The 26745-nt window shown below is 72.1% G+C and carries 26 protein-coding genes and 1 pseudogene; 9 read left to right on the plus strand and 18 right to left on the minus strand.

Going from position 1 to position 26745, the window contains the following annotated elements:
- Positions 1-24 precede the first annotated feature (24 nt).
- Positions 25-159 (minus strand): hypothetical protein, encoded by a 135-nt coding sequence (locus tag OG542_RS32170; protein WP_261682013.1) that lies wholly within the window; start codon positions 157-159, stop codon positions 25-27.
- Between the two features lie 138 nt (positions 160-297).
- Between OG542_RS32170 and OG542_RS32175 the strand changes: the two are divergent.
- Positions 298-925 (plus strand): annotated as a pseudogene (locus OG542_RS32175) (class I SAM-dependent methyltransferase).
- A 19-nt stretch (positions 926-944) separates the two neighbouring features.
- Here OG542_RS32175 and OG542_RS32180 read toward each other — a convergent pair.
- Complete coding sequence (locus OG542_RS32180; RefSeq protein ID WP_328415414.1) at positions 945-1445, minus strand: DUF402 domain-containing protein; 501 nt, start codon at positions 1443-1445, stop codon at positions 945-947.
- Positions 1426-2352: a GNAT family N-acetyltransferase gene (locus OG542_RS32185; protein WP_328415416.1), complete on the minus strand. Its 927-nt coding sequence runs from the start codon at positions 2350-2352 to the stop codon at positions 1426-1428. The genes OG542_RS32180 and OG542_RS32185 overlap by 20 nt, the downstream gene beginning before the upstream one ends.
- 71 nt (positions 2353-2423) lie before the next feature.
- On the opposite strand from OG542_RS32185, the gene OG542_RS32190 reads away from it, so the two are divergent.
- Complete coding sequence (locus tag OG542_RS32190; RefSeq protein WP_184597596.1) at positions 2424-2792, plus strand: GntR family transcriptional regulator; 369 nt, start codon at positions 2424-2426, stop codon at positions 2790-2792.
- A 368-nt stretch (positions 2793-3160) separates the two neighbouring features.
- On the opposite strand, the gene OG542_RS32195 is transcribed toward OG542_RS32190, so the two are convergent.
- The 6 genes from OG542_RS32195 to OG542_RS32220 all read right to left on the minus strand — a co-directional run bounded on the left by OG542_RS32195 (position 3161) and on the right by OG542_RS32220 (position 9489).
- Positions 3161-3934, minus strand: a complete 774-nt coding sequence (locus tag OG542_RS32195) for a DUF72 domain-containing protein (RefSeq protein ID WP_328415419.1) — start codon at positions 3932-3934, stop codon at positions 3161-3163.
- A 52-nt stretch (positions 3935-3986) separates the two neighbouring features.
- On the minus strand, positions 3987-5081 hold the full coding sequence (locus tag OG542_RS32200) for a DUF5925 domain-containing protein (protein ID WP_311124867.1): 1095 nt from the start codon (positions 5079-5081) through the stop codon (positions 3987-3989).
- Positions 5082-5156: 75 nt separating this feature from the next.
- Entirely contained in the window at positions 5157-5957 is an 801-nt protein-coding gene (locus OG542_RS32205; protein ID WP_408057805.1) for a polysaccharide deacetylase family protein, read from the minus strand.
- The gene (locus OG542_RS32210) at positions 5950-6984 is read right to left on the minus strand and encodes a glycosyltransferase family 2 protein (protein WP_328415423.1); all 1035 of its coding nucleotides are present in this window, start codon (positions 6982-6984) and stop codon (positions 5950-5952) included. Before OG542_RS32210 ends, OG542_RS32205 begins: the two co-directional genes overlap by 8 nt.
- A complete protein-coding gene (locus OG542_RS32215; RefSeq protein ID WP_193480399.1) occupies positions 6981-7802 on the minus strand; it encodes a glycosyltransferase family 2 protein in 822 nt (273 codons plus the stop codon). The genes OG542_RS32210 and OG542_RS32215 overlap by 4 nt, the downstream gene beginning before the upstream one ends.
- Before the next feature lie 481 nt (positions 7803-8283).
- Positions 8284-9489 carry a S8 family peptidase gene (locus tag OG542_RS32220; RefSeq protein WP_328415425.1) on the minus strand — a complete coding sequence of 402 codons (1206 nt, stop codon included), beginning with the start codon at positions 9487-9489 and terminating at the stop codon, positions 8284-8286.
- Between the two features lie 279 nt (positions 9490-9768).
- On the opposite strand from OG542_RS32220, the gene OG542_RS32225 reads away from it, so the two are divergent.
- A complete protein-coding gene (locus OG542_RS32225; RefSeq protein ID WP_328415427.1) occupies positions 9769-10575 on the plus strand; it encodes an SGNH/GDSL hydrolase family protein in 807 nt (268 codons plus the stop codon).
- Between the two features lie 4 nt (positions 10576-10579).
- Here the strand turns inward: OG542_RS32225 and OG542_RS32230 are convergent, their stop codons facing one another.
- The 4 genes from OG542_RS32230 to OG542_RS32245 all read right to left on the minus strand — a co-directional run bounded on the left by OG542_RS32230 (position 10580) and on the right by OG542_RS32245 (position 17161).
- Complete coding sequence (locus OG542_RS32230; RefSeq protein WP_328415429.1) at positions 10580-12220, minus strand: serine/threonine-protein kinase; 1641 nt, start codon at positions 12218-12220, stop codon at positions 10580-10582.
- 114 nt (positions 12221-12334) lie between these two features.
- Entirely contained in the window at positions 12335-13930 is a 1596-nt protein-coding gene (locus OG542_RS32235; RefSeq protein ID WP_328415430.1) for a HoxN/HupN/NixA family nickel/cobalt transporter, read from the minus strand.
- On the minus strand, positions 13927-15519 hold the full coding sequence (locus tag OG542_RS32240; protein WP_328415431.1) for a tetratricopeptide repeat protein: 1593 nt from the start codon (positions 15517-15519) through the stop codon (positions 13927-13929). Before OG542_RS32240 ends, OG542_RS32235 begins: the two co-directional genes overlap by 4 nt.
- Positions 15520-15628: 109 nt before the next feature.
- Entirely contained in the window at positions 15629-17161 is a 1533-nt protein-coding gene (locus OG542_RS32245; protein WP_328415433.1) for a DUF4331 domain-containing protein, read from the minus strand.
- A 226-nt stretch (positions 17162-17387) separates the two neighbouring features.
- On the opposite strand from OG542_RS32245, the gene OG542_RS32250 reads away from it, so the two are divergent.
- The 3 genes from OG542_RS32250 (at position 17388) to OG542_RS32260 (ending at position 19126) form a co-directional block, all read left to right on the plus strand.
- Positions 17388-17930 (plus strand): sigma-70 family RNA polymerase sigma factor, encoded by a 543-nt coding sequence (locus OG542_RS32250; protein ID WP_328415435.1) that lies wholly within the window; start codon positions 17388-17390, stop codon positions 17928-17930.
- Positions 17927-18733 (plus strand): anti-sigma factor, encoded by an 807-nt coding sequence (locus OG542_RS32255; protein ID WP_328415437.1) that lies wholly within the window; start codon positions 17927-17929, stop codon positions 18731-18733. Before OG542_RS32250 ends, OG542_RS32255 begins: the two co-directional genes overlap by 4 nt.
- Before the next feature lie 126 nt (positions 18734-18859).
- Positions 18860-19126, plus strand: a complete 267-nt coding sequence (locus tag OG542_RS32260) for a hypothetical protein (RefSeq protein WP_184562045.1) — start codon at positions 18860-18862, stop codon at positions 19124-19126.
- Between the two features lie 119 nt (positions 19127-19245).
- Here OG542_RS32260 and OG542_RS32265 read toward each other — a convergent pair whose 3' ends face one another.
- Together OG542_RS32265 and OG542_RS32270 are read right to left on the minus strand one after the other, a co-directional pair.
- Positions 19246-20028, minus strand: a complete 783-nt coding sequence (locus OG542_RS32265; protein ID WP_261682223.1) for an ABC transporter permease — start codon at positions 20026-20028, stop codon at positions 19246-19248.
- Complete coding sequence (locus OG542_RS32270; protein WP_328415439.1) at positions 20025-20999, minus strand: ATP-binding cassette domain-containing protein; 975 nt, start codon at positions 20997-20999, stop codon at positions 20025-20027. Before OG542_RS32270 ends, OG542_RS32265 begins: the two co-directional genes overlap by 4 nt.
- 63 nt (positions 21000-21062) lie before the next feature.
- On the opposite strand from OG542_RS32270, the gene OG542_RS32275 reads away from it, so the two are divergent.
- Complete coding sequence (locus OG542_RS32275) at positions 21063-21779, plus strand: TetR/AcrR family transcriptional regulator (RefSeq protein WP_193480389.1); 717 nt, start codon at positions 21063-21065, stop codon at positions 21777-21779.
- Here the strand turns inward: OG542_RS32275 and OG542_RS32280 are convergent.
- The 3 genes from OG542_RS32280 to hmgA are packed head-to-tail and all read right to left on the minus strand — an operon-like array spanning position 21776 to position 25096.
- Positions 21776-22942 carry a type ISP restriction/modification enzyme gene (locus OG542_RS32280; protein WP_328415442.1) on the minus strand — a complete coding sequence of 389 codons (1167 nt, stop codon included), beginning with the start codon at positions 22940-22942 and terminating at the stop codon, positions 21776-21778. The genes OG542_RS32275 and OG542_RS32280 overlap by 4 nt on opposite strands.
- Positions 22943-22967: 25 nt before the next feature.
- Positions 22968-23717 (minus strand): GntR family transcriptional regulator, encoded by a 750-nt coding sequence (locus tag OG542_RS32285; RefSeq protein WP_311124854.1) that lies wholly within the window; start codon positions 23715-23717, stop codon positions 22968-22970.
- A gap of 26 nt (positions 23718-23743) precedes the next feature.
- On the minus strand, positions 23744-25096 hold the full coding sequence (gene hmgA / locus OG542_RS32290; protein WP_328415445.1) for a homogentisate 1,2-dioxygenase: 1353 nt from the start codon (positions 25094-25096) through the stop codon (positions 23744-23746).
- A gap of 153 nt (positions 25097-25249) precedes the next feature.
- Here hmgA and OG542_RS40780 point away from each other — a divergent pair, with 153 nt between their 5' ends.
- Both OG542_RS40780 and OG542_RS32300 read left to right on the plus strand, forming a co-directional pair.
- Complete coding sequence (locus OG542_RS40780) at positions 25250-26068, plus strand: hypothetical protein (RefSeq protein WP_408057806.1); 819 nt, start codon at positions 25250-25252, stop codon at positions 26066-26068.
- Positions 26065-26682: a TetR/AcrR family transcriptional regulator gene (locus tag OG542_RS32300; protein WP_328415447.1), complete on the plus strand. Its 618-nt coding sequence runs from the start codon at positions 26065-26067 to the stop codon at positions 26680-26682. Before OG542_RS40780 ends, OG542_RS32300 begins: the two co-directional genes overlap by 4 nt.
- Positions 26683-26745: the final 63 nt, after the last annotated feature.

The following is a 26745-nucleotide window of genomic DNA, read 5'->3' on the forward strand; positions in this document are numbered from 1 at the left end:
CGTCTCATGATCGGCACCGGCCGGTCAGCTGTCCGGCCACCACGTGCGTGCGACGTCCTTGCGGACCTCCGGGCGCCCGCCAGGGCACTCCTCGGCCTCCTCGCGGACCCTGCGGACGTCCGACTTCTTCAGGGGCTTCTGCACGGTCACACGGCGCATGGCTGCCTCCTTAGGGGCTACCGGGTTCCGCGTTCTCACGGAGGTAGACCTTTCGGGGGAGAGTTCCTCATCGCTCCCGGTCTGTCTGTGGCGTCTGTCACCATTCGGCTGTCAGTGGCGGGTGTCACTCTTGGGCGCATGGCGAACGACGGTGAACCCGTGACCTCGGCGAACACCGCCCGCCCCGACGTGGACTGGGACGAGCGGGCCGCCTCCTTCGACGAGGAGCCGGACCACGGGCTGCGCGCCCCCGGGGTGTGCCGCGCCTGGGACGGGCGGCTGCGCGGCTGGCTGCCCGGGCGCGCGGGTGACGTTCTCGATCTCGGCTGCGGTACCGGCAGCCTGTCGCTCCTCGCGTCCGAGCAGGGACACCGGGTGACGGGCGTGGATCTTTCCCCGGCGATGGTGACACTCGCCCGGGAGAAACTGGCCGGGCGCGACGCGGTGTTCCTCGTCGGCGACGGCGCGGCCCCGCCGATCGGGGAGCAGCGCTTCGACGCCGTGCTCGTCCGGCATGTCCTGTGGGCCCTGCCCGACCCCGGCCGCGCCCTCGGCACTGGGCCGGGCTGCTGAGGCCGGGAGGCTCGTGCTGGTCGAGGGCGTGTGGGGGACGGTCGCCCCGGTCGGTATACCGGTGGAGCGGCTCACCGCCCTCCTCGCCCCGGTCGCCGGGCAGGCGCGTGTGGAGCGGCTGTCGGACGATCCGCTGCTGTGGGGCGGGGAGGTGGCGGACGAGCGGTACGCGGTGGTCGTGGTGACGGGCTGAAGCGGGGGACGGGGAGGGCTCAGGCCAGGAGCGCGGCGAAGCCGCCGCCGCGGGCCAGCGCCTCCAGTTCGTCGAGCGCGGCCAGGGCGGCGGCCGCGGCCTCGGGGTCCGTCTCGGACAGGCCGCTGTCGGCGAACTCGTCCTCGTCCAGGCGGCGTACGTCCGTGCCGTCGGCGGAGCGCCACAGGTCCAGGTCGAGGTCCTCGACGACCAGCTCCGGGCCGGAGCGCCGGGCCGGGCGGGTGATGTCGCAGTACCAGCCCTTCAGCGTGCCCGTGGCGGAGCGGACCTCCTTCACCGCGTACCAGCGGTCACGCCAGTAGTACTCCGTGAAGACGTCCCCGGGCTCGAAGCGGACGAACCCGAAGTCGCGTACGCCGCTGCCCGCCCACGGGGCGCGGACCGCGACGCGGGTGCCGTCGTCCGTCAGCAGCTCGCCGGTGTAACGGATCTTCGTACGGCCCGCCTTGACGAGGACGACGTCCACCTCGCGGGGCCGGTCAGCCGAGTTCTCGGACATGGCGCACTTCCTTCGCACAGATCTCGTAGCCGAACCACTTGTTGATGGCGATCATCGGCTCGTTCCCGGTGTCGTTGCCGGTGAACGCCTCCGTGTACCCCGCGGCGCGGGCGCGGTGCAGGGAGTCGTTCTTGGCGAGCTTGGCCAGGCCCCGGCCGCGGAAGGCGCGGGCGGTGCCGGTCATGGCGGTGGCGTAGCGGGTGCCGCCGTCGGTGTACGCCACGCTGAAGGCCGCGGGGCTGCCGTCGACCATCGCGACCGTGGTCAGCTCGCGATCGAGGAGCGGGTGCTTCCAGTTCTCCTCGATCCAGGCCTCGTAGTCCGTGAACTCGACGTCGATGTCGCTCGGTTCGTCCGACGACGTCTCCGCGTCCAGCTCGAACATGGGGCGCGGGTCGTCCGCGAAGTCGGCGGCCGTACGCAGCTCGACGCCCGCCGGCGGCTCCTGGCGGGGTGGCAGGCCGGCAGCCAGGTCCAGGCGCAGGAAGTAGGCGGAGCGGCTGGCCCGGAAGCCGTTCCGCTCGGCGAAGGCGAGGTTCTCCGGCTCGTCCAGCACCCAGGCGAACAGCTTCCTGACGCCCAGTGCGGCCAGGCGTTCCTCGGCGGTGCGCAGCAGGAGCGAACCGGCGCCGCGGTGTCTGCGGTCGGGGCGTACGTAGATGTTGGCGGAGCCCTGGCCGGGTTCCGGGCTGTCGTGGGCGACGCTGATCTGGGCCGTGCCGATGATCTCGCCGTCCTCCTCGGCGACGAGCTGTCCGAAGCGGGCGTCCGGATGGGCGTGCGTCAGGGTGTGCACCACGGACTCGGGGCTGGTCAACATGTAGGGAAGGGCGAGGCTACGGGTGTCGGAGAACCCCTCGGCATCGGCTCGGACGTCGGGTCGCAGGTCGCGCACGATCATGGTCATGGAGGCGGACGTTACGCGGGGGCGCACCCCGGGTGCCTCTTATTTTCCGTCGGGTACGGGACAATCGGCCTGTGACGTTGAAGATCGACATCGATGACAGCGCTCCGCCGTACGAGCAGGTGCGGGCGCGGATCTCCGAGCAGGCCCGGTCGGGGGCGCTGCCGGTGGGCTACCGGCTGCCGACCGTGCGGGGGCTGGCCGAGTCGCTGGGGCTGGCCGCGAACACGGTCGCCAAGGCGTACCGGGCGCTGGAGGCGGACGGCGTGATCGAGACGCGGGGGCGCAACGGCACCTTCGTGGCCGCCGCCGGCTCGGCAGCGGACCGGGAGCTGGCGACCGCGGCGCAGGCCTATGTGGAGCGGGCCCGGCGGCTCGGGCTCACGGAGGCCGATGCGCTGGCGGCGGTACGGGATGCCCTGCGGGCGGCTTACGGGGAGTAGGGCGTCGGGCTGCTGGTCGGGTTGGGCTGTCGGCCGGGCAGGGATCGGCACCGCCGGATCGCGTTTGTGAGCGCACGGCTGTCGTCCGGGTGCGGGCCGGTGGGGGTTGTTCGCGCAGTTCCCCGCGCCCCTTGAGGGCGTCGCCCCGAGGGATCGGCACCGCCGGGTCGCGTTTGTGCGGGAGCGTACGGCTGTCGTCCGGGTGCGGGTCGGTGGGGGTTGTTCGCGCAGTTCCCCGCGCCCCTAGGGCGACGCCCTAGGGGCGCGGGGAACTGCGCGACCGGTCACAACGGCGCCGCAGCCGACGTACGGCCTTCCGCCGCACACCGTCGTGGCGAGCGACGTCGCGGCGGAGAGGAGTGTCCGGCTCAGCCGGCCTGCACCAGACGCTCAGGTGTCCGTGTGATCTCCAGGCCCGCCGACCTCCCCACCCGCGCGAACGTCCTCGCGTCCGCCACCGCCGCGCCCCCCGGGTCGTTGTTGAAGTACGCGTAGACGTCCTCGCCGTCGGACCAGGTCGTGGCGATGCGGTCGAGCCAGGTGGCCAGGGAGCGCCGGCCGTAGCGGGGCCAGGGGCGGGCGCGGCCCTGGTGGAAGCGGACGTAACCCCAGTCGGTGGTGCGCCACAGCGGCGTCGCGGGACGGGCCAGGACGTCGGCCCAGCACAGGGCGGCGCCCCGGGCCCTCAGGACCGCGCGGACCTCCGGTGTCCACCAGGAGTCGTGGCGGGGCTCCACCGCGACCCGGGTCGAGGCGGGGAAGCAGGCGAGGCAGGCTTCCAGGAGGCCCGGGTCGGCGCGCAGGTTGGGCGGGAGCTGGAGCAGGACCGGGCCGAGGCGGTCGCCCAGGCCCGCCGCGTGGCTCATCAGGCGGTGCACCGGCTCCTCGGGGTCCTTGAGCCGCTTGATGTGGGTCAGATAGCGGCTCGCCTTGACCGCGACGACGAAGTCCCCGGGCACCCGCCCCCGCCAGTCCTCGAAGGTCTCCCGCGCCGGCAGCCGGTAGAAGGCGTTGTTGATCTCGACGGTGGCGAAGTGCCCCGCGTACTCCTCCAGCCAGAGCCGCATCGGCAGCCCGGACGGGTACAGGACGTCCCGCCAGTCCTTGTACTGCCACCCGGACGTGCCGACGAACAGGGTCATACACCCATCAAAACACCGGCACCCGTCGGGCCCCCAGAGATGGAGGACCGGGTCAGAGATAGAGCCCCGCGTCGGCGTCCCCGCGCGGCTCCGGCAGGGCCGTCGGGGACGTGCCCCGGCGCAGCGCGTACAGCTCGGCCAGGGTCGCGCCCTCGCGGCCGACGCCGTCCTCGTGGCCCAGCCAGCTCACCGCCTCCCGCCGGGTCAGCGGACCCACCTCGATCCGGGCGAGGCAGCGGCCGGGGCGGACGACGGCGGGGTGCAGGCGCTCCAGATCCTCGTTGGTCGTGACACCGACCAGGACGTTGCGGCCCTGGCCGAGCAGTCCGTCCGTCAGGTTCAGCAGCCTCGACAGCGCCTGGCCGGCCGTGTGCTTGGCCTCGCCGCGGATCAGCTCGTCGCAGTCCTCCAGCAGGAGCAGCCGCCAGCGGCCCTTGCCCGTCGCGTCCTCCTCGCCGATCGCGATGTCCATGAGATAGCCGACGTCGGAGAAGAGCCGCTCGGGGTCCAGGACGCAGTCCACCTGGCACCAGTCCCGCCAGGAACGGGCCAGGGTGCGCAGCGCGGACGTCTTGCCGGTGCCCGGCGGGCCGTGCAGCAGGAGCAGCCGGCCCGCGATGTCCTCCGGCGTCGTCTTCATCAGGCGGTCCATGGCGTCCGCCACCGGCGCGGTGTAGTTGGGCCGCACCTCGTCCCAGGTGCCCGCCGCGATCTGGCGGGTCGTGCGGTGCGGGCCGCGGCGCGGGGAGACGTACCAGAAGCCCATCGTGACGTTCTCCGGCTGCGGTTCGGGTTCGTCCGCCGCGCCGTCCGTGGCCTGGTCGAGGACCTTCTGCGCCAGCTCCGCGCTGGTCGCCGTGACCGTGACGTCGGCCCCCCGGTTCCAGCGGGAGACCAGCAGCGTCCAGCCGTCGCCCTCCGCCAGCGTGGCGCTGCGGTCGTCGTCCCGGGCGACGCGCAGCACCCGGGCGCCGGACGGCATCAGCGTCGCCCCGGACCGTACGCGGTCGATGTTCGCCGCGTGGGAGTACGGCTGCTCGCCCGTCGCGAAGCGGCCGAGGAACAGCGCGTCGACGACATCGGACGGGGAGTCGGAGTCGTCGACGTTGAGCCGGATCGGCAGCGCCTCGTGCGGGTTTCCAGACATGCCGCCATGATCCGGCACAGGGGCGCCGCGTGCACCCGGTTTCCCTGTGCACGCGGCAGGTTCCTCCTGCGCAGGTCAGACCCCGAAGCGGGACACCAGCCGGCGTGCCTGCCGGGTTCTGCGGACCAGGGCGTACCCCTTGGTCAGGGCACGGTCCCTGGCGAACGTACGGGCGATCGCGCGGCCCTCGATCACCCGCTCGAACTCGTCGGTGCCGGTGCCGCGGCGCACCGTCACGCGCCGCAGGGCGTACGGCCCCTGCGCGCGGCGCGCGAGGCCGTTGCCCACGGCGAGTGCCTGGGCGTACCCCGTCTCGCGCACCGCCTGTCGGACCCGGCGGCTGGAGTAGCCGTAGGGGTAGGCGAACGAGGCCGGAACGGTGCCCAGTTGGTCCGCGACGATCTCCTTGCAGTGGATCAACTCGAACCGCAGCGTGGCATCCGAGACCTGGTCGAGCTGGGGGTGGCTGTGGCTGTGTCCGCCGATCTCGACGCCCGCCGAGGCGAGTTCGCGGACCTGGTCCCAGTCCAGCATGGTGTCCAGGCCGCCGCCGGTGTCGTACGGCCCCTGGATCCATCCGGTCGAGACGAACAGCGTGGCCGGGAAGCCGTGCTTGGCGAGCACGGGCAGCGCGTGCCGGTGCACGCCCTCGTAGCCGTCGTCGAACGTGATGAGGACCGGCCGTTCGGGCAGTGGGCGGCCGGAGCGCCAGCCCGCCGCGAGGCCGGCCGTGGTGACCGGCGTCAGACCCCGGTCCGCGAGCACCGCCATCTGCTCGGTGAACGCCTCCGGGGTCACGGACAGGGCGCGGGTCGCGTCGTTCGGATCGGCCGCGACCGCGTGGTACATGAGGATCGGAACGCGTACGTCACTCACGGACCCGCACCTCCGCCGGCCCGGACGGCTGCGCCGTATCCACCCCGGGGACCGAGAACGTGGCCCCGCCCCGGCGGGCCCGCACGCTCCCCACCACGTACCCGCCCGCAGCCGTGACCACCCCGGCGACGATCGCGCCCGCCCGCCCGGCACCGCCCGGCCGGGCCAGCAGGGCGTCCCGCAGGCCCCGGGCCACCCCGGCCGGCAGCACCCGGGACGTGTACCGGCGCTCCGACTCGAGTCCCTTCCCGGCGCCCACACTTCGGGCCACCAGGGCCTTGGACAGGCCCTCGGCGTAGGTGCGCGTACGGAAGTAGCGGAAGTGCTCGCGGACCTCGGGCACCCGGTGGTGGATCACCGCCCGGTCGTCGATCAGCAGCACCGCGTCGGGCCGGGCGCGGCTGAGGCGGATGCACAGTTCCGTCTCCTCGCAGCCCAGCGGGCGTTTGTCGCCGTCCCTGCCGATGCCGGTGGCGAAGCCGCCCGCCGCGTCGAAGGCGGTGCGGCGGAACGAGGCGTTGCCGCCGAGCACGTTGCGCACCCGGACCCGGCCGCGCGGCAGGCCCCGGTAGGTGCAGCCCACCACCCAGTCGAACTCCTCCGGGAACCAGTCCGGCCGCCGCCCCGACGCCCAGACCGGCACCGTGCGCCCGCCGACCGCCATCACCCGCGGGTCGGTGTACGCCTCGGCGAAGTGCCGCAGCCAGTCGCGCTCGGCCACGGCGTCGTCGTCGAGGAAGGCGACGATCTCGCCGCGTGCCGCCGCGATCCCGGTGTTGCGGCCCGCGGACAGGCCGCGGGGGCCCGCGTTGGCGAGCACCCGCACCACAGCGCCGTCGGAGGTCTCCTTGTACTCCTTGTACTCCTGGGCCAACCGCTCCCGGAGCGTCTCGTTGTGGTCGACGACCAGCAGCGTCTCCAGGGCCGGCCGTGACTGCGCCCGCACCGAGGAGACCGCCGCGAGGATGTCCTCCCAGCGGTCCTCGGTGTACGCGCAGATCACGACGGAGATGCCGGGACCGCTCAAGACACCTCTCCCCGCATCGCGTCCAGCATCGGCGACTGGGGCGAACGGCGGCGCAGCGCACGGCGGTTGGAGCGCTCCTGGAGGATCACCCTCAGCACACGCAGCCCGTCCCGCACGGCCCGCAGGTTGCTGGTGCCGTGGATGCGCAGGTACTCGTGGCTCGGGATCTCCTGCACCTTGAGCCCGGCCTTGACGACCCGGATGTTCATCAGGGTCTCGACCTCGAAGCCGGTGCAGTCGAGGTCGATCTTGTCGAGGCAGTGCCGCCAGAACGCGTTGTATCCGTAGCACAGGTCGGTGTAGCGGGCGCCGAACTTGCGGTTGACGACCGTGCACAGCGCCCAGTTGCCGAGCTTGCGGATGAAGGTCATGTCGTCGGTGCCGCCGCCGTTGGCGAAGCGGGAGCCCTTGGCGAAGTCCGCGCCGGAGACCAGGGCGGAGACGTACGACAGGATCTCGCCCCCGTCGGCCGAGCCGTCCGCGTCGACCATCACGATGATGTCGCCGGTGCAGGCCTGGAAGCCGGTGATCAGGGCGTCGCCCTTGCCCTTGCCGCGCTGCTCGACGACCTTGACCTCGGGCCACAGCTCGCGGGCCACCTGGACGGTGTCGTCGGTGGAGTTGCCGTCGACCAGGACCACTTCGTGTATCCAGTCGGGCAGGGACTTGAAGACGTACGGAAGGTTCTCCGCCTCGTTCATGGCCGGGATCACCACGCTCACCGGCGGCGCGATGGCCAGGTGAGAGGAGACGGGCCGGTACTTCCCGGCGGTCGGCGGATACTGCTCCGCCGCGGCCGGCTGCAGAACTGAGCTCATGAGTCTGGTCCCTCTCGTCCGGTGGACCGCCCCCCCAGGGCAGTCCGGATCCAATCCGGTTCGAAAGGGGGGTTCTCACCCGTGGCACGCCGAGATGGAGCTTCGGGCACGCCGGGTGAGCTGGCAAAGCTGGCCGGCAGCGAAAAACGGCAGCCGACCGCGCGGCACGGCTCGGTCACATGGTGCGGTCACCGAGCACGGCACCCCCCTACCGCGCCCCGCGCCGGTTCGTCGCGGTCCTTGAGCCCTCCCCTAGAGCCGCTTGCTGACGGACCGATGCGGGTGAGATGTATGACGGTATTGACGATTGAACCCGTATGGCAAGACCTGGAACGGCCTCTCACGTTTTTGTTGGTTTGGTCGTTACGTACTGTGTTTTATGAGTCGCAAGTTGAAAGGTTCCGGTCACGGAAACAGCCGTTCCCCGGAGGCGGGTCGAGCCTCCGGGGAACGGTTCTTCAGGTGCTTGGGTCCGTGCGGGTTACGGCACGAGCTTCAGCAGCCGGTTCGGCGAGCCCGAACCCGCGCTGGTGACCTTGCCGGTGCCGGCGCCGGCGACCAGGGCCGAGGCGACCTGGGCCGGGGTGGAGGAGGTGTGGCCCGCCAGGTAGACCGCCGCCGCGCCCGCGACGTGCGGGGTCGCCATCGAGGTGCCGGAGATGGTGTTGGTCGCGGTGTCGCTGGTGTGCCAGCCGGCCGTGATGGACGAGCCGGGCGCGAAGATGTCCAGGGCCGAGCCGTAGTTGGAGTAGCTCGCCTTGGCGTCGGTGTTGGTGGTGGCGCCGACCGTGATGGCCTCGGCGACCCGGGCCGGGGAGGACGAGGAGGCGGTGGTGCTGCTGTTGCCCGCGGCGACGGCGTACGTGACGCCGCCGGCTATGGAGTTGCGGACCGCCGCGTCCAGCGAGGCCGAGGCGCCGCCGCCGAGCGACATGTTGGCTACCGAGGGGCCGGAGTGGTTCCGCGTCACCCAGTCGATGCCCGCGATCACACCGGCCGTGGTGCCGGAGCCGCTGTTGTTCAGCACCCGCACGCCCACGATCTTCGCCTTCTTGGCGACACCGTAGGTCGTGCCCGCGATGGTGGTGGCCACGTGGGTGCCGTGGCCGTTGCCGTCGGAGGCGTTGTTGTCGCCGTCGACGGCGTCGTAACCGTGCGCGGCCCGGCCGCTGATCTGCTGGTGCGTGATGCGCACACCGGTGTCGATCACATAGACGGTCACGCCGCTGCCCGCGCTGTCCGGGTAGGTGTAGGTGCCGGAGAGCGGGAGCGAGGTCTGGTCGATACGGTCCAGACCCCAGGGAGCATTGGTCTGGGTGGCGGCGAGCTGCACACGCTGGTTCTGCTCGACCGCGGCCACGGCGGGGTCGGCGGCGAGCCGCTTGGCCTCGTTGGCGGAGAGGGCGGCGGAGTAGCCGTTCAGCGCCTTGCCGAAGGTCTTCTCGACCGTGCCGCCGTACTCCTTCACCAGGCCCTTGCCCGCGGCCGAGGACGCCTTCAGCCCCGCGCTCTTCTTGAGCGTGACGATGTAGCTGTCCTTGATCGCGGTCGCGGAGTCCGCGGCGAGCACCCGGCCCTCGGCGGGAGCGGCCTGGGCGGGGAGGGTGGTGAACCCGCCCACGAGGACGGCGGTCGCCGACAAGGTGATCGCGGCGAGTCCGAGTCTCTTGCTACGCAGTTGTGCCATTACGAGGGAGTCCTCCTCTAGGCGGCGCGCGCCTGGGTGGGGCGCGCGTCATGTGGGGGTGGTGCGCGTGCTCGCGCACCCGGCCGGGGAGCGTCGCGTTCCGCTCCCGGTCGGAGTAAAGCGTCGACCATCTACCGGCGTAGAACAAGAGAGTTGAGCACTAGTCAACAAATATGTCATGAGCACGCAACAAAACAACAGACTTGGCATGGACACTTCCTGTCAACACGCGTAGCTGCTACGACGGTTATGGCAGAGATCCTGCTAAAGGGAGGTTCCATGAGACGTTCCCGATTTGTCGTCCTCGTGAGCTCGCTCCTCCTCGCCGTAGGCACCGCCCTCACCGGGGCAGCGACGGCGCAGGCGTCCTCACTCGCAGCAACTGGCGGCTATGTGGCGCTCGGTGACTCCTACTCCTCCGGAGTGGGCGCCGGCAGCTACATCAGTTCCAGCGGCGACTGCAAGCGCAGCACGAAGGCCTACCCCTACCTCTGGGCCGCCGCCCACTCACCCTCGACGTTCGACTTCACGGCCTGCTCGGGCGCCCGAACGGGTGATGTTCTGTCCGGTCAGCTCGACCCGCTCAGCAGTGCCACCGCCCTCGTCTCCCTCAGCGTCGGCGGCAACGACGCAGGATTCGCCGACGTCATGACGACCTGTGTGACCCAGTCCGACAGCGCCTGCCTGTCCCGCATCAACACCGCCCGGGCGTACGTCGACTCCACGCTGCCCGGCAAACTCGACGGCGTGTACTCGGCGATCCGCTCCAAGGCACCCAACGCACGCGTCGTCGTCCTCGGCTACCCCCGCTTCTACAAGCTCGGCACCACCTGTCTCGGCCTCTCCGAAGCCAAGCGGAAGGCCATCAACGACGCCGCCGACCACCTCGACACCGCCATCGCCAAGCGCGCCGCCGACCACGGCTTCACCTTCGGCGACGTACGCACAACCTTCACCGGCCACGAGATCTGCTCCGGCGACTCCTGGCTGCACAGCGTCAGCTGGCTCAACATCGGCGAGTCCTACCACCCGAAGGCCCCCGGCCAGTCGGGCGGCTATCTGCCGGTGCTCAACGCCAACGACTGACCGGTCACCCGGAGTCCGAGTCCGAGCCTTCGTCGGTCTCCGTGTCCGTGTCCGTGCCCGAAGGAGAAGGGGAGGCCCCGTCCGTCGGGGTCTCCGTCTCGCACGTCACGGAGAACGGCACCCCCTCGGACGTCGTCCGCACCGGCTCCCGCACCTCGACGCTGATCTCGTTCTCGAACGCCCCGCTCTCCGCGTCCGTCGTCACGGTCACCGCGTCCTGCTTCGTACGCCCGTCCCCTTCCGGGAACGACAGCGTCTTCCAGCCTCCGTCGAGCGCCGAGCCGTCCTGCGTCACCCAGCGGTAGCGCACCTCGGCCGGCAGCCGGCCCACCGTGAACGTCGCCGTGAACTGCGGCGCCTCGGCGTTCGGCGGCGGGCACGGGCCCGAGTAGTCCGTGCGCCTGCCCTCCAGAGCCACCCGCACCGACTGCGGCGGCGGGCTGCTCTTCTCGGTCTCGCTCTCGCTCGGCGTCGGGGAGGGGCTCGACTTTCCGCTCCCGGTGTTCTCCTTCGGGCCGGTCTCGGCCGGCGTACTCGCCCCGGCCCCGCGGTCGTTGTCCCCGGAGCCGTCGCCGCCCCCACGGTTCAGCAGCGCGTACGTCAGCCCGCCCACCGCGAGGGCCAGTGCGACCACGCCCGCGACCAGCACCCGGCCGGTCCTGCGGTCGCGATCCTGACGAGTGGCCGTCGTCGTCCCACCCGAGCCGGCGGGCATCGGCTGCCCCGGGAAGGGCATCGGGGGCGTGGCGGCGGGCTCGGCGCGGGCCGCGGCCGCCGGCGGGAACGGGACCGCCCGTGTGGTGTCCGCGCGCGGCGCGCCGCCCGCGCCGATGACCCGCAGGTCCTGCTCGGCCCGCTCGGCCGGCAGCCGCTGCTCGGGATCCTTGCGCAGCAGTCCCTCGATGACCGGGGCGAGCGGCCCAGCCCGGTACGGCGGCGGCAGCTCCTCGTCGACGATCGCGCGCAGCGTGCTCAGCGGCGTGTCGTGACGGAAGGGGGAGTGGCCCTCGACCGCCGCGTACAGCAGCACCCCGAGCGACCACAGGTCGGACTCCGGACCCGGCGTGCGGCCGAGGGCCCGCTCCGGGGCGAGGAACTCGGGCGAGCCGATGACCTCCCCGGTCATGGTCAGCGCGGAGCTGCCCTCGACCATGGCGATCCCGAAGTCGGTGAGCACGATCCGGCCGTCGTTCGAGATCAGCACGTTGGCCGGCTTCACGTCCCGGTGCAGCACCCCGGCCTCGTGCGCGACCCGCAGCGCGGCCAGCACCTCGGCGCCGATGTGGGCGGCCCGCTGCGGGGGCATCGGGCCCTCGGCCTCCAGCACCTCCGCCAGTGAGAGCCCGCGGACCAGCTCCATGACGATCCACGGCCGGCCGCCGTCCGTCGCCACGTCGTACACCGTCACCACGTTCCCGCTGGCGACCCGGGCCGCAGCCCACGCCTCCCGCTCCAGCCGGGCGTACATCCGCTGCACGTCGTCGCCGGCCAGCCCGGCCGGGGCGCGCACCTCCTTGACGGCGACCTCGCGGTGCAGCACCTCGTCGCGGGCGCGCCACACCGTCCCCATGCCGCCCTCGCCCAGCGGCGCCAGGAGCCGGTAGCGGCCCGCGATCACACGCTCATGGCCCGGTTCTTCGGACACGGAGCCCCCATTCGCAGCCGGGCGAAATCTCCACGAGGTCTTTTTTCCCCACGAGGTCGGATTTCCTCACGACGTCCGTTTTCCCTCTGACGCCTGTTTTCTCACGAACGTAGCTCAGCCGAGTGCGGATGCCGCCCCCTTGAACACCAGTCCGGCGCCGAGTACCACCACGGCGAAGGCCGAACCGAGCGGTGCGGTGCGGCGAATCAGGGCCGCCATCGGGCCCGCCGTCCAGCGGGGGCGCCGGTCCAGGAGCCGCGTCATCCCGCTGCCCGCCTTGACGACGGCGTACCCGGCGGCCGTCAGGGTGAGCGCCAGCCCGACGCCGTACGCGACGACGAGCAGCAGACCGAACCAGGCCTGCCCGAGGGCCGCGGCGCCGACGAGCACCACCACGGCGGACGGGCTGGGCACGAGTCCGCCCGCGAAGCCCATGAGGATCGTGCCGCGGAGGGTGGGGGCGACGGCGTGGGAGTGGGTGAAGCCGCCGTGGGTGTGCACGACCGTGTGCGGATGGGAGTGGGGGTGGGCGTGGTCGTGCGGGTGGCTGTGGTCGTGGTGGTGGTGATCGTCGTTCGCGTGATCGTGATGGTGGTCGTGCGTGTGGCCGTGGCCGGTGTGCTCATGCCGGTGGTCGTGATCGTGATCATGTTTGTGGGGGTGGGGGTGAGGCGCGCGGCTGCGCAGCGCGCGGCGGACCAGGCTCGCGCCCGCCAGGGTCACCAGCAGGCCGCTGGCGATGCCGAGCCAGGCGATCACCGAAGGGGCCGCCGCCGAGCCGGCCGTGACCAGGAGGCCCAGGGCGACCACGCCCAGGGTGTGGGTGACCGTCACCGAGGCGGCCATGGGCAGGACGTCCTTCATCCGGGCCGCACCGCCCCGGGCCGCCGCCGTCGCGGCCATGATGGTCTTGCCGTGGCCAGGGGCGAGCGCGTGCATCGCGCCGAGGACGACGGCGATGCCGAGAGCCAGCGCGGCGAAGCCCGCGGTGAGGTCGTGCCGGGAGACCAGGTCGTCCAGGGCACGCGTCCAGCGGTCGGCGCCGCGTGGCAGCACGGAGGCGGCGGGGGCGTCCGACTCCTTCTCGGCCAGAGCCGCCCCGCCGGGGCGCACCCGCAGGGCGGCGGACGCGGTGTCGGCCGGAGAAGAGAGCAACTCCTCGGGGTATTTGGTCAGTTCGGCCGATATCGACTTCTCGGGTACGTCCGACGCGGTGAGCGTCATACGGTCGCCACGGGCCGTGATCTCCCGCCAGCCCGGGCCGGAGGAGGCGCCCGCGCCGCGGAAGCCGAGGGACACACTCTCCTTGTCCGACGGGAGGGGAGCGGTCAGCTCGCACTCCACGCGGAGGGTGTCGAGCCCCGCCTGCCCGGGCCGCACACGGGCGCGGCTGCGCTCGGCGGTGAGGGCGGCGCTGCGGCCGTCGACGGTCACCCTGCTGTCCGCGGCGGCCGTGGCGCACCGCTCGCGGGCCCACAGGGCGATGCCCAGCCGCTCGATGTCCGGCTTCGCCTGGGTCGCCGGGATCTCGGCGAGGTCCTCGACGTGCTGGACCCGGAGTTCGCCGGGAGCGGCGACGAGACCGTCGTAGCGGTTCACGGTGAAGTTGCCCAGCGGGTGGGCGCTCGCCGTGGCGGCGGGCAGCAGAATGAGCGCGCAGGCGGCCGTGAGGACGGCGGCGCCGGACGCGAACAGTCGGCGCAGGGTCACCGGTTCTTCTCCAGGTCCTTGAGCGCGGTACGGGCCTCGCGGGCGCCGAGGGGTGAGAAGCCGGGGTTCAGGTCGAGCGCGGCCTTCAGGTGCTCGCGGGCTTCGCGCTCGTCGCCGGTGGCGCGTTCGATGATCCCGCGGTGGAACAGGAAGGCGGCGTTGCGGTAGCCGGTGGCGGTGGCCCGGCGGGCGTACGGCAGGGCCTCCTCGTCGCGGCCGTTGACGTGCAGGGCCCAGGCGAGGGCGTCGGCGGTGTGCACGCTGTGGCGGCGGTCCCACTCGGCGCGGGCGGCGCGCAGGGCCTCCTTCCTGTCGCCGTGGTCGGCGGCGGCCATGGCCGAGTCGAGGTCGGCGTTGACACCGCCGGCGCGGGCCAGGGCCGTCCAGGCGTCGACGAGGGCGTACTGGTCGCCGGCCTTCGCCCGGTCGCCGTCGGCGCCGCGGTCCTCGTACAGCTCGCCGAGGGCGACGAGCGGGCCGGGCAGCGGGAAGCGGGCGACGACCTGCTCAAGTCCCGTCACGGCGGCCGCGCGGTCACCGTCCGCCGCCTCGGCGCGGGCGCGGCCCTCCAGGGCGGGCAGGTAGGCGTCGTCGACGGCGAGCGCGCGGGCATAGTGGTCGCGGGCGGCCTTGTAGTCGCCCTGGTTCCAGGCGAGTTGCCCGAGAGCGGTGGCTACGTACGCGATGTCGGCGGGTGAGTCGGCGGAGTCCAGGGCGCGTTCCAGCACCTCACGCGCCGTGCGGACGTCGCCGCGCAGCTCCCGCACGTACGCGTACCGCGTGAAGACGGGCACGCCGGGACGCCTGTCGTCGGCGGTGTCGGCGGCCTTCTCGGCGTCGTCGTACCGGCCGAGTTCGACGAGGGCGTCGATACGGGTGCACAGGGCACGTTCGTTGTAGGGGTTCTGCTTCAGGGCCCGGTCGGCGTACTTCAGGGCGCCGGGGAAGTCGTGCCGGGCCGCGGCGAGGGCACCCTGGCCGGCCAGGGCCGGGTCGTTGCCGGGCTTCAGCCCGAGGGACCGCTTCAGCGCACGCTCGGCCTGCGGGTAGCGCGAGGGGTCGCCCTTCGTCCGGGCCTGCTCGACGTAGGCGATGCCGAGGGTGGCCCAACTGCCGAAGTCCCTCGGCTGGGCACGGAGATGCTTCTGCAGGGACGCGATCCCGGAGTCGAGGTCCCCCCGGGCCAGCGCGCCCGGCGACAACGCCCCGGCCGCGGACACGGCGGCCGCGTCGCCGCCTGCCCGGCCGTTTCCCGCACCCCCGAAGGCGATGGCCCCACCGGTGAGCGCGACGGCCAGCAGCGCGGCGCACCCGGCCAGATGAGCCGCCCGCCAGCGCCGCGCGCCGTCAGCGGTCCGCCGCACCGCGGCCACGCGCCGGTCGACGTCCTCGCCGGTGGAGGGTGCGCTGTCGCCCTCGGGCAGGCCGCGCTCCGCATCGGCCTGTACCTCATCGGCCTGTGCCTCGCCGGCCTCCCCGGCACGCCCGGCCGTGGCATCAGCCTCCGGCTCGACGGCCGGCTCGTGGTCCGTGCGGGGACGGTCGTCGTCGCGCCTCTCCGGTGCGCTGTCCGTCGTACGCGGAGGCATGGGTCTCCTCAGTCGGCTGTGCAAGTGCGGGTGCGGGAGCAGACGGCGCGGCCCGTGCCGTGGGGGATGGGTGGGAACGGGCCGCGCCAGTCGGGGGGAGCGGAACGGGTCAGTACGCCCGGTTCCGCATACGGCGCCACCACATCAGGGCCGCGCCGATCAGGACGATTCCGCCCGCGCCGGCCCCGGCGGACGCGGCGATCAGGCGCATGTCGTCCGAGTTCTGCGCGCCGGCCGGCTGCAGCGCGTCGCCGAGCTGACTGCGGACGTCGTTGCCGCCGTCCACGCCCTTGGCGAGCGGGCCGCGCGAACCCTCGGTCGGGTTGGCCAGGTACGGGAAGGACTTGCCGAACTTCTTGTCGTTCTCGTTCACCGCGTCGCCGAGGTCGTTCTTGGCGCCCAGCAGTTCACCCTCGACGACCTGGAGCGACGCGTCGATCACGTCGTCGGTGAGCCGTCGTCCGTTCGGGAAGCCCGCGTTGTCACCGTCCAGGACACCCAGCCGCTTGGGCTTGGCGGCCGGCTTGATGGACGTGTTGAGCCGCAGCTGCTCCGACGGCGTCACATGCGGCGGCTGGTTGAGGTCCTTGACCCCCTTGAGGAACACGTCGACCAGGTCGTTGCGCGGCTCGTCGGGCGCCGGGATCTTGTAGATCCCCTCGATGAGCTTGGGCAGCTCCGGGTTGGTGACGTTCTCCAGGAACTGCGCGTCGTCCCGCGGGGCGGACGCGTTGAACTTGTCCTTGTCCTTCAGCGGGTTGACTACCTCGTTCACCAGCGGCATGCCGAGGCGCGAGACCTGCGCGTAGTAGCCCTTGGCGTTCTCGCGCTGCGTCGTCGACCAGATGCCGACGATCGGCTGTTCGTGCGACTCGGCGATGAAGCTGTTGGGGACCTGCAGGGCGATCGAGTTGACGTTGTAGCCCTTGAGCGTGTCGTTGCCGACCTCGGACAGGTTCCCGCCGTACAGCAGGTCGAAGACCCTCAGGTCCAGGAAGAACGGGTCGTCGGCCTGCCCGGCGAACGTCTGGGCGCCCCCCGCGAGCTTGTGGACCGCCTGCTTGCGCAGGGTGTTGTAGTCCGGCATCGACGCCTTGCCGACGTTCGACGGCGCCACCGGCACGTCGTCGGCGACCTTGGTCTTCGACACCGCCTTCAGATCGCGCAGCTTGATCAGCTCGAGGTCGTACGTCTGCGTGATGTTGAGGTCGGGGTCGTCGAGGCTCTCGACCGGACCCGTGTTGTAGAGGAACGTCTTGTCGTTCTTCGTGTGCGTCTTGAACGTGTACCGGAACAGCAGGTCTTCCTGCGCGTCACCGTTGCTGTCGATGCGCAGGTCGTACTCGGCGTCCTCGGCGAACGTGAAGAAGTTGGGTCCGCCCGCGGGTTCCTCCATCGGGATCCAGTTCGCGACGATGGTCGTCGTGTCCGGCTTGTCCGGGCTGACGAACGCGTACACGTCGGTGTTGTCGTACTGCGGTGTCCCCGAGATCAGCGGGGCCTCGCGGTGACTGGAGGCGGAGGCCTCCTCAGGGGCCAGCGCGGTCACACCGGCGGCGGTGAGCCCGCCGGTGGCCAGCGCGGCACAGATCACAGTCGCGATGCTCCGGCGCCCCGCGCCGGTCCTGAAGCTAGGTGTCATGCCGTCCGTCCTCGGTGCCAACTTGCCTGACACACACCATTCGGAGCGGTCGGCAGAGCGGATTGGTCGAATCTCAAACGTTCTTACGGCGCGACTGGAATGTTGTTTCATCGCAGGAGACCCGCGTTTTCGGCGAGTTGATCCGTAACCCCATCCGGAGGTGTGTGCGTTGCGAATACCTCGTGTGAGGGGACAGGCCCGATGCGGCCTCGGAGAGGGGGAACGAGTGGAGGCGGACGAGCTGCTGCTGCTCGTGGCGGGCGGGAACCACCAGGCCTTCGAGGAGCTGTACGGACTGGTGTCCGGCCCGGTGTTCGGTCTTGTACGGCGTGTGGTGCGCGATCCGGCTCAGTCGGAGGAGGTGGCTCAGGAGGTGCTGCTCGAACTGTGGCGGTCCGCCGCGAAGTTCGACCCGGACCGGGGAAGCGCGCTGTCCTGGATCCTCACCCTCGCCCACCGCCGTGCCGTCGACCGGGTGCGCAGCGCCCGCGCGGCGGGGGAGCGCGAGCAGCGCGAGGCCTGGCGCGCCCACTTCCCGGCCTTCGACCAGGTCACCGAGGAGGTCGAGGCGGGACTCGAACGCGAGTGGGTACGCCGCTGCCTGGACCGCCTCACCGAGCTCCAGCGCCAGTCCGTCACCCTCGCCTACTACGAGGGCTACACCTACCGTCAGGTGGCCGAGCGGCTCTCCCTGCCGCTGGGCACCGTCAAGACGCGCATGCGCGACGGGCTGACCCGGATGCGCGAGTGCCTGGGAGGTGTGGCATGAGCCTCTTCCGCCGCGAGGACCTGCACTCGCTCGCCGCGCCCTACGCGCTCGACGCCCTGGAACCCCCGGAGCGGGTCCGCTTCGAGAGGCATATGAAGGACTGCGACCGCTGCGCCGCCGAGGTGCGCGCTCTGTCCGAGGACGCCGTCCGGCTCGCCTGGTCCACGGCCGCCCCGGCCCCGGCCGCCCTGCGCGACCGCGTCATGGCCGCCGTACGGACGACTCCGCAGGACCCGGTGCCCCAGGAGCCGGCACGCGCGCGTGCGACGCAGCTGCCGCCGCACGTGTGGGGCGCCCAGCCGCCGCCGAGACAGCGGGTGCGGCGCAGGATCCCGCTGTTCGTGCCCTTCGCCACGGCCACCGCCGCCGCGGCCCTCGTCGTCGCCTCGCTGTTCGCCGTCCAGGCGAACCGGACCCAGGACGAACTGACCGCCGAGCGCGACCGGTCACGTGAGATCGCCCACGTTCTGGCGGCTCCGGACGCCCGTGCGAGCAGCGGCCGGGACGGGCGGGGCCGAACCATCGGAGTGATCGCTTCCGCGACGGAGGGGAGCGCGGTGGTCACCCTCGGCGGATACAGCACCCCGCCGGGCGGCCGAGTGCACCAGCTGTGGCTCATGCGCCCGGGCGCGCAACCACGCTCCCTGGGGCTCCTCAAAGGCGACACGCCCCTGGTCGCGACCAGTCTCGGCTCCTCCGCGACGTCACTGGCCGTAACCGTCGAGCCCGCCGGCGGATCACCGCAGCCCACCACCCAGCCCATCGTCCAACTCGCCCTGAAATCTGTTGGATTCGGAGAGTAATCGGAGATACATCGTCAACCCCCTTATGGGGAAGGTGAATCCTGTGACCGCGATACACGAGTGCCCGGGCGGGGAGATAGGGTTAACCTGCCCGGGCCGGGTGGACTCGTACGGGTGGGGAGTGACATGGAACAGATAACAGTGCGCAGCAGGGCGAGGGTCCCTGCGATCACCTGCGGGAGCAGCGCGACCAGTTCGCGCCTCGACCGCCATCTGTCGGTGCTGGGCGGTCCTGCCGTCCCGCAGCGGGAGACGGTCGAGGCGACCTCGCTGATGCGTGAACTGACCGCGCGTCAGCCGCACGACCGCAGTGGCAGGGGAGCGCGCGTACGCCGCGTCTCGCTCTTCGCACCGTTGCGCCGACTGCGCCGCTCGCTGTTCGGCGGCAGGTAGGGGCCCGCGCTCGGGCGGTCACACCGCCCCTGGCGTCACGCTGCGCACTCGTCGTCCGTCATCCCCACGGCACGCGGCAGCGCCAGGTGTGTTCCCGAGCGCGGTACGTCCCCTCCGGTTCAACGCTCCCCGCGCGCGTACTGACGCACGGCCAGCGGCACGAAGATCCCGAGCAGCACGGCGCACCACATGAGTGACCCCGCGACGGGGTGGGCCACCGGCCAGGCCGCTTCGTCGGGCACGGGCGCGTTGCCGAACAGGTCCCGCAGGGCCGTCGCCACCGCGCTGATCGGATTCCATTCGGCGACCGTCCGCAGCCACCCGGGCAGCCCCGTCGTCGGGATGTACGCACTGGACAGCAGCGGCAGCAGGAAGGTCGCCCCGCCGAGCTGACCGGCCGCCTCCTCGTTCCGGGTGAGCAGGCCGAGGTAGATCCCGGCCCAGGTGCACGCGAAGCGGAACAGCATCAACAGTCCGACGGCTCCCGCCGCTTCCAGCGGGCCGCCCTCGATCCGCCAGCCCACGGCGAGCCCCACCAGCAGGAACGGAACCGTCCCGACGGCCGTGACCACCACATCCGCCGCGGCCTGTCCGAGCGGTACGGCCGCCCGGCTCATCGGCAGCGTACGGAAGCGGTTCGTCACGCCCCGGTGCGTGTCCTGAGCCGCCTGGAACATGCCGGTCATGATGCCGCCCGCGGCGGTCGCCACCAGCAGGCCCGGCACGAGGAACGACCGGTAAGCCTCACCCGGCATCGCCAGCGCGCTGCCGAACACGTAGCCGAAGAACAACAGCATGCTGATCGGCATCGTCTGGGTGAGGATCAGCAGCCCCGGGTTGTTCCGCATCCGCAGCAACTGGCGCCCCAGCATCGCGGTCCCGTCGTACGCCAGCATGCTCATGCGGCACGCTCCTTGTCGTCGGCCGTGGTGGTGGCCGTGGTCGTGGTCTCCGTGAGCCGCAGGAACACGTCGTCCAGCGTCGGTGGCCGCAGGCTCACGTCGAGCAGCGGCACGCCCGCCGTGTCCAGTGCGCGCACCAGCAGTGGGAGGGTGAGCGTCGGGTCCTTGCTGACCGCGCCGACGGCGTTCCGCTCGTGGTCGAACGACGGCTGCGCGCCCGTGAGCCGGTCGAGCACGCCCGCCGCCCTCACGAGCACGTCCGTGTCCGTCACGACGACCTCGGCGTGCGCCCCGACGAGCGCCTTGAGCTGCGCCGGCGACCCGGTGTGTGCGACCCGGCCCCGGTCCACCAGGGCGATGTCGTCGGCGAGTTGGTCGGCCTCCTCCAGATACTGGGTGGTGAGGAGCACGGTCGTGCCCTCGGCGGTCAGATCGCGCACCGAGTCCCAGATGAGGTTGCGGCTGGCCGGGTCGAGGCCGGTGGTCGGCTCGTCCAGGAACAGCACCTCGGGGCGGCGGATCAGGCTCGCCGCCAGGTCCAGGCGGCGGCGCATGCCGCCGGAGTAGGTGGACGCGGGCCGGTCGGCGGCCTCCGTCAGCCCGAAGCGGTCGAGGAGCTCCGCGGTCCGGCCGGCCGGACCGCGCACCCGGTGCAGCCGGCCGAACAGCTGGAGGTTCTGGCGCCCGGTCAGGTCCCCGTCGATCGAGGTGTCCTGCCCGGTGACACCGATCCTGCTCCGTACGGCGGCGGCCTCGCGGACGAGGTCGTGCCCGGCGACCCGCGCGGAGCCCGCGTCGGGCCGCAGCAGCGTGGTCAGCAGCCGCACGGCCGTGGTCTTGCCCGCCCCGTTCGGCCCGAGGACCCCGCACACCGTGCCCTCGGCCACCGCGAGGTCCAGCCCGCGCAGGGCGTGAACCTCCCCGAATCGCTTCTCGAGACCTTCACTAAGTACAGCGTACGTAGAAGTCATGGGTCGACCATAGCGCACTACGTACGCTGTACGTAACTAGGATGGTGGCCGAGGTGATGATCGATGGCGGGCCGAGCGGCCGTACCCGAAGTGATCTGGGCGCGCCCCGAGCGCACCGGCCGTGGGCCGAAACCGGCGTTCACCCGCGCCGGCATCGCGGCGGCGGCCGTGCGGATCGCCGACGCGGAAGGGCTTGACGGGGTGTCCATGCGGCACGTCGCCGCCGAGTTGGGCTGCGGCACGATGTCGCTGTACAACTACGTCCCCCGAAAGGAGGATCTGTACGAGCTGATGGTGGACGCCGTCGGTGCCGAGCACGAGATGTTCGAGCCCACGGGCGACTGGCGCGCCGACATGCTCCGCAACGCGGAGGAGACGCGGGCCATCATGTACCGCCACACCTGGGTGCCACGCCTGATGCCAGGCGTGCACGGCTTCAGCCCCAACACCCTGCGCTATCTGGAGCACTGCCTGGCCTGCCTCGAACCGCTCGACGTTCCGGCCGGGACGAAGACGGAGCTGATCGCGCTGCTCAACGGCATCGTGACCACATACACCGCGAACGACATCGCCACCGTCGAGCGCACCCGCTCCATGCCGTGGTCCGAGGAGGAGGAGAACGCGGTGCGTATGGCCTACCTGGGCAGCCAGGTGGCCACCGGCGCGTACCCGCGACTGGCGGCGGCCTTCATGGAGCAGAGCGGGCCGGTCGATCTGGAGGCGGTGTTCAGGCGGGCGCTGGAGCGCGTACTGGACGCCTACGACCCCGAGCTGCGCTAGAGCAGCGCGAGCTGGCCCTCCGGGCCCTCCTCGGGGCCGTCCAGCACCGAGGCCGGCCGGCGGGCCGCCGCGGGCACCGGGAGGAGGCCCGCCTCGCGGAGTTCGGCCGTCGTGATCGGGTCGGGGAGCGCCGGCTGGTCCGCCGGCTCGTCCGAGGGGCGCAGTTCGGCCAGCAGGGCGAGGACCGTGATCAGCTCGAGCAGCTCCGACGTCCAGGTCTGTGTCCAGGTCGCGGGGCGGATCGCCGCGAGGGTGCCCGGTTCGCCCTCGGTGACGCGCGCCGCGAACCACCGTTCCAGGACGCGGACCCCGCCCGCCTCGAAGTCCCAGGCCTCCGGCGGCACCGGGGAGATGCGGCCCTCGTCCAGCAGCAGGGCCTCCTCGTCCCTGTCGTAGTCCAGGGCCAGCGGCCGGGAGGGCAGCGGGGCGCGGACGTAGGGGCGGCGGCCGCCGGGGAGCTTCGGGCGTGCGCCGTCGCGGCGCATCAGCCACAGCAGGCGGTGGCCCAGCTCCACGCCCCGCGTCCACGCGTCGCCGTCACCGGTGAGCGGGACGGTGAGGTCCGCGCGCGCCGTCGCCGTGATCCAGGCCAGTACGTCCAGCGGTGCGGGGGCCTCGCCCAGGCGGGCGCCCAGGTGCTCCAGCAGTCCGGGGGCCAGGTTGGGTTCCCGCCCGCCCGGCCGCCGGAACAGCGGGCGGACGCGGCCGGGGCGGAGCAGCGGGAGCAGTGAGGTGACGACGAGGGGAGGTGCGAGGGACTCGGGCGCCTCCACCACGAAGACCTGCCGCTCGTCCGCCACCCGCCACAGCTCCGGGCGGGCCGCGTCGATCAGCCTCTGGTCGGGGATCAGCCACTGTTCGTCGAAGGGCGCGTGCAGCACGCGCACCGGCTCCGGGCACGGGCCCGAGGCGCGGAGCAGCTTCTCCGTGCCGCCCGTCCGGCCGGGCAACTGGCCGACCGCCGTGTGCAGCGTGCGCGAGCGGGTCGGCTCGAGCAGGGTCTCGCGGTCGGGTCCCTCGGCCTTCACCAAGGCGTCCCAGCGGGCCTTCAGGGACGCCGCGTCGGGGGCCGCCGGCCAGCCCCGGCCGAGCCGCGGCGGTGCGACGGACCACGGCATGAGGTCCGCCAGCAGCGGAGCGTCGTCGTGCGTCACGCAGGGCATCGTACGACCTGGGCGCCACAGTCGGTCAGGTCGCATCCAGGGTCACCGTGAAGGAGAAACGGTCGCCCCGGTAGTGGATGACGGCCACGTCCAGGGGCCGCCCTTCGGTGTCGTACGTGATGCCCGTGTAGTGCAGGATCGGGCTGAGCAGCGGCACTTGGAGCAGCTTCGCCGTCTCCGGGTCGGCCAGCCGGGCCTCCACCGTGTCCGTGATGCGGCTGATGTCCACCCCGGCGACGTCCCGCAGCACCTTGGTCATGGGCCACCGGACGAGGTCGTCCAGGTCGATCCGCGCGGCCAGTTCGGGACGGACGTAGTTCCGGGCGTGATTCGTCGGCTCGCCCGTCTTCTCGTCGCTCCGCAGCCGGTGGTACGTCGAGACCTCCCGCACCCCCGGGAAGAACTCGGCGAGTTCGCCCGGCACGGGGGTCGTGCCGTGGTCCAGCAGTTCGGTCGTCATGCCGGACTGCTGGGCCACGATCGCGTCCACCGAGCCGAGCAGGCGGACCGGGGAACCCCTGCGCGCGTGCGGCTCGATGAAGGTGCCCCGCCGGCGGTGGCGTGTGATCAGCCCCTCGTCCTCCAGTTCCTTCAGCGCCTGCCGCATGGTCAGCACGCTCACGCCGTAGTGCCCGGCCAGCTGTTCCTCGGTGGGCAGGCGCAGCGGGTCCTGGGGCGAGCGGCCGAGGATCGAGGCGCGCAGCGACTGCGACACCTGGTACCAGAGCGGCAGCTTGCGGTTCAGGACGATCGAGTCCGGAGCGAAGGAGGTCACGGGCCATCCGTACCGGTCAGGGGTGTTCAGTGCAAGGGACGGAAGTGCCGCTCCAGGCCCTGCCAGACGTCGTCGTAACGCTGTTGGAGGTGTTCCGCCCGGGCCGCGTGCGGCGTGAGGGCCAGCGGCCAGCGGGTCTCGAACATGAACGCCAGTCCGTCGTCGATCTTCTGCGGCTTCAGCTCGGCGGCGCTCGCCCGGTCGAAGGTCTCCCGGTCCGGGCCGTGCGCCGACATCATGTTGTGCAGCGACCCGCCGCCCGGCACAAAGCCTTCCGCTTTCGCGTCGTACGCGCCCTCGATCAGGCCCATGTACTCGCTCATCACGTTCCGGTGGAAGTACGGCGGCCGGAAGGTGTCCTCGCCCACCAGCCAGCGCGGCGCGAACACCACGAAGTCGACACCGGCCAGGCCCGGGGTGTCCGACGGGGACGTCAGCACCGTGAAGATCGACGGGTCCGGGTGGTCGTAGGTGATGGTGCCGAGCACATTGAAACGGCGCAGGTCGTAGACGTACGGCACATGATTGCCGTGCCAGGCGACGACATCGAGCGGGGAGTGGTCGTAGGTGGCCGTCCAGAGGTTGCCGCAGAACTTGTTCACCACCTCCACCGGGCCCTCGACGTCCTCGTACGCGGCGACCGGGGCGCGGAAGTCCCGGGGATGGGCGAGCCCGTTCGCGCCGATCGGGCCCAGGTCCGGGAGGCGGAAGGGCGCGCCGTAGTTCTCGCACACATAACCTCGGGCCGACGCGTCCAGCAGCTCCACACGGAAGCGGACCCCACGCGGGACGAGCGCGACATGGCCCGGCTCCACATGGAGCAGACCGAACTCGGTGCGCAGCAGCAGCCCGCCACGCTCCGGGACGATCAGCAGCTCGCCGTCGGCGTCGCTGAACACCCGCTCCATCGAGGTGTTGGCGGCATAGAGGTGCACGGCGACGCCGGTGCGCTGGGCGGCGTCGCCGTTGCCGCCCAGCGTCCACAGTCCGGCCAGGAAGTCGGTCTCGGGGGCCGGGTCGGGAAGGGGGTTCCAGCGCAGGCGGTTCGGGTCGGGCACGGTCTGGGTGAAGGGAGCGGTGCGGATCGCGCCGTTGTGGGTCCGGGTGAACGCCGGGTGCGCGGCCGACGGGCGGATCCGGTACAGCCACGAGCGGCGGTTGTGGGACCGCGGTTCGGTGAAGGCCGTACCGCTCAGCTGCTCCGCGTACAGCCCGAGCGGAGCCCGCTGGGGCGAGTTGCGTCCCTCGGGCAGCGCGCCCGGGACGGCCTCGGAGCCGTGCTCGTTGCCGAAGCCGGAGAGATAGGTCAGCCCTTCGGCGGTCTTCCGCGCTCCCTCACGCTCGAACACGCTCGCGCGGGAGGTACCCCCATCGCTCATGATCGCTGCTCCCTTGCGGTCTGATTCCTATGTACCACCGTAGGATTGCGTTTTCCCCGGCGCAAGGGGGACACGCCCCCTCCTCTCGACGGATGACCTGAACCCGACTTGAGGACGATCCGCCGGGCCGGACGCGCGTTCTACGCTCGCGGAATGTCGTGGACACGAAGACCTCTCACCCTCCTCGCTGTCTGCGTCCTGCTGACCGGAGCCGCGGGCTGCGCCTCCGGTGATGCGCGGGAGCGGGGGAGCGGAGCATCGCCCACGCCGGTGGGCACGCTCCTGGAGGACCGGGACACGGAGGGGCGGCCCTACCGGCAGGTGGCCCAGCGGGACGCCCCCGACGTCGGCATCGAGGTGCAGCCCGACGCGGCCGACGGCTGGGACGTCCGTCTGACCGTCCGGAAGTTCCGTTTCTCGCGGGCGGGTGCGGCGGGTGCGGCGGTGGCCGGGCGCGGACTCGCGCATCTCTATGTGGACGGCCGTCTCGTCACCCGGCTCCGCACCTCCGAGTACCGGCTGGCCGCCCACCTCGTGCCGCGCGGCACGCACCACGTCACGGCCCGTCTCTACGCCGACGACGGCACCGCCTGGGCGGTGGACGGCAGGCCCGTGGAGAGCACGGCCGACGTCACCGCGTCGGAGCCCGGCCCGGGCGCGACGCCGAGTGCGAGCGCCCCGGGCAAGCCGAGTGCGACCACCTCGGGCAAGCCGAGTGTGACCACCTCGGGCAAGCCGAGTGTGACCACCTCGGGCAAGCCGGGTGCGACCACCTCGGGCAAGCCGGGTGCGACCACCCCGGGCAAGCCGGGTGCGACCACCCCGGGCAAGCCGGGTGCGACCACCTCGGGCAAGCCGCGTGCGACCACCCCGGGCAAGCCGAGTGCGAGCGCCCCGGGCGAAGCGCGGACGCACGGCACCCGGCGGATCGGGGGGCGAGGTTCACCCGACCGCGCCGGAAAGGCATCATGAAACCCGTGCCCCACGCGACATCGCTCCGTCGTGCGCCCGTCCAGCGGCGCAGTGCCGAACGCCTGACCAGGATCCTCGACGCCTGCGCCGACCTTCTCGACGAGGTCGGCTACGACGCCCTGAGCACCCGCGCCGTCGCCCAGCGGGCCGGCGTCCCCATCGGCTCGGTCTACCGCTTCTTCGGCAACAAACGCCAGATGGCCGACGCGCTGGCCCAGCGCAACCTCGAGCGGTACTCCGTCCGCGTCACCGAGCGCCTGCGGGAGCCGGGCGACGGGGGCTGGCGCACGGCCATGGACGCCGTGCTCGACGAGTACCTGGAGATGAAGCGCACCGCGCCCGGCTTCTCCCTCGTCGACTTCGGCAACCAGATCCCGGTCGGCGCCCGCCACGGCGAACCCAACCACCGCGTCGCCGACCGCCTCACCGAGCTCCTCTCCGGCTACCTCGACCGCGAGCCCGACGAGGAACTGCGCCGGGTGTTCCTCATCGCCGTGGAGACCGCCGACACGCTCGTGCATCTGGCGTTCCGGGTCGCGCCGGAAGGGGACCCGAAGATCATCGAGGAGATGCGGGAGATGCTGCGGGCGTATCTGTCCCGGGTGCTCGACTGACCCGATGCCGTCAGGGCCTCCCCTCCGTGCATACCGGTCGGTATGCTCGGGCGCGTTCGTGCG

The sequence above is a fragment of the Streptomyces violaceus genome, from assembly GCF_036014075.1.
Taxonomy (GTDB): domain Bacteria; phylum Actinomycetota; class Actinomycetes; order Streptomycetales; family Streptomycetaceae; genus Streptomyces; species Streptomyces violaceus.

Bases quoted from the DNA above. Each gene is read 5' to 3' on its own strand.
- OG542_RS32170 (WP_261682013.1), bottom strand. From the start codon at position 159: ATGCGCCGTGTGACCGTGCAGAAGCCCCTGAAGAAGTCGGACGTCCGC.
- OG542_RS32180 (WP_328415414.1), bottom strand. From the start codon at position 1,445: ATGTCCGAGAACTCGGCTGACCGGCCCCGCGAGGTGGACGTCGTCCTC.
- OG542_RS32185 (WP_328415416.1), bottom strand. From the start codon at position 2,352: ATGACCATGATCGTGCGCGACCTGCGACCCGACGTCCGAGCCGATGCC.
- OG542_RS32195 (WP_328415419.1), bottom strand. From the start codon at position 3,934: ATGACCCTGTTCGTCGGCACGTCCGGGTGGCAGTACAAGGACTGGCGG.
- OG542_RS32200 (WP_311124867.1), bottom strand. From the start codon at position 5,081: ATGTCTGGAAACCCGCACGAGGCGCTGCCGATCCGGCTCAACGTCGAC.
- OG542_RS32215 (WP_193480399.1), bottom strand. From the start codon at position 7,802: ATGAGCTCAGTTCTGCAGCCGGCCGCGGCGGAGCAGTATCCGCCGACC.
- OG542_RS32220 (WP_328415425.1), bottom strand. From the start codon at position 9,489: ATGGCACAACTGCGTAGCAAGAGACTCGGACTCGCCGCGATCACCTTG.
- OG542_RS32225 (WP_328415427.1), top strand. From the start codon at position 9,769: ATGAGACGTTCCCGATTTGTCGTCCTCGTGAGCTCGCTCCTCCTCGCC.
- OG542_RS32240 (WP_328415431.1), bottom strand. From the start codon at position 15,519: ATGCCTCCGCGTACGACGGACAGCGCACCGGAGAGGCGCGACGACGAC.
- OG542_RS32245 (WP_328415433.1), bottom strand. From the start codon at position 17,161: ATGACACCTAGCTTCAGGACCGGCGCGGGGCGCCGGAGCATCGCGACT.
- OG542_RS32255 (WP_328415437.1), top strand. From the start codon at position 17,927: ATGAGCCTCTTCCGCCGCGAGGACCTGCACTCGCTCGCCGCGCCCTAC.
- OG542_RS32260 (WP_184562045.1), top strand. From the start codon at position 18,860: ATGGAACAGATAACAGTGCGCAGCAGGGCGAGGGTCCCTGCGATCACC.
- OG542_RS32265 (WP_261682223.1), bottom strand. From the start codon at position 20,028: ATGAGCATGCTGGCGTACGACGGGACCGCGATGCTGGGGCGCCAGTTG.
- OG542_RS32270 (WP_328415439.1), bottom strand. From the start codon at position 20,999: ATGACTTCTACGTACGCTGTACTTAGTGAAGGTCTCGAGAAGCGATTC.
- OG542_RS32275 (WP_193480389.1), top strand. From the start codon at position 21,063: ATGGCGGGCCGAGCGGCCGTACCCGAAGTGATCTGGGCGCGCCCCGAG.
- OG542_RS32280 (WP_328415442.1), bottom strand. From the start codon at position 22,942: ATGCCCTGCGTGACGCACGACGACGCTCCGCTGCTGGCGGACCTCATG.
- hmgA (WP_328415445.1), bottom strand. From the start codon at position 25,096: ATGAGCGATGGGGGTACCTCCCGCGCGAGCGTGTTCGAGCGTGAGGGA.
- OG542_RS40780 (WP_408057806.1), top strand. From the start codon at position 25,250: ATGTCGTGGACACGAAGACCTCTCACCCTCCTCGCTGTCTGCGTCCTG.
- OG542_RS32300 (WP_328415447.1), top strand. From the start codon at position 26,065: ATGAAACCCGTGCCCCACGCGACATCGCTCCGTCGTGCGCCCGTCCAG.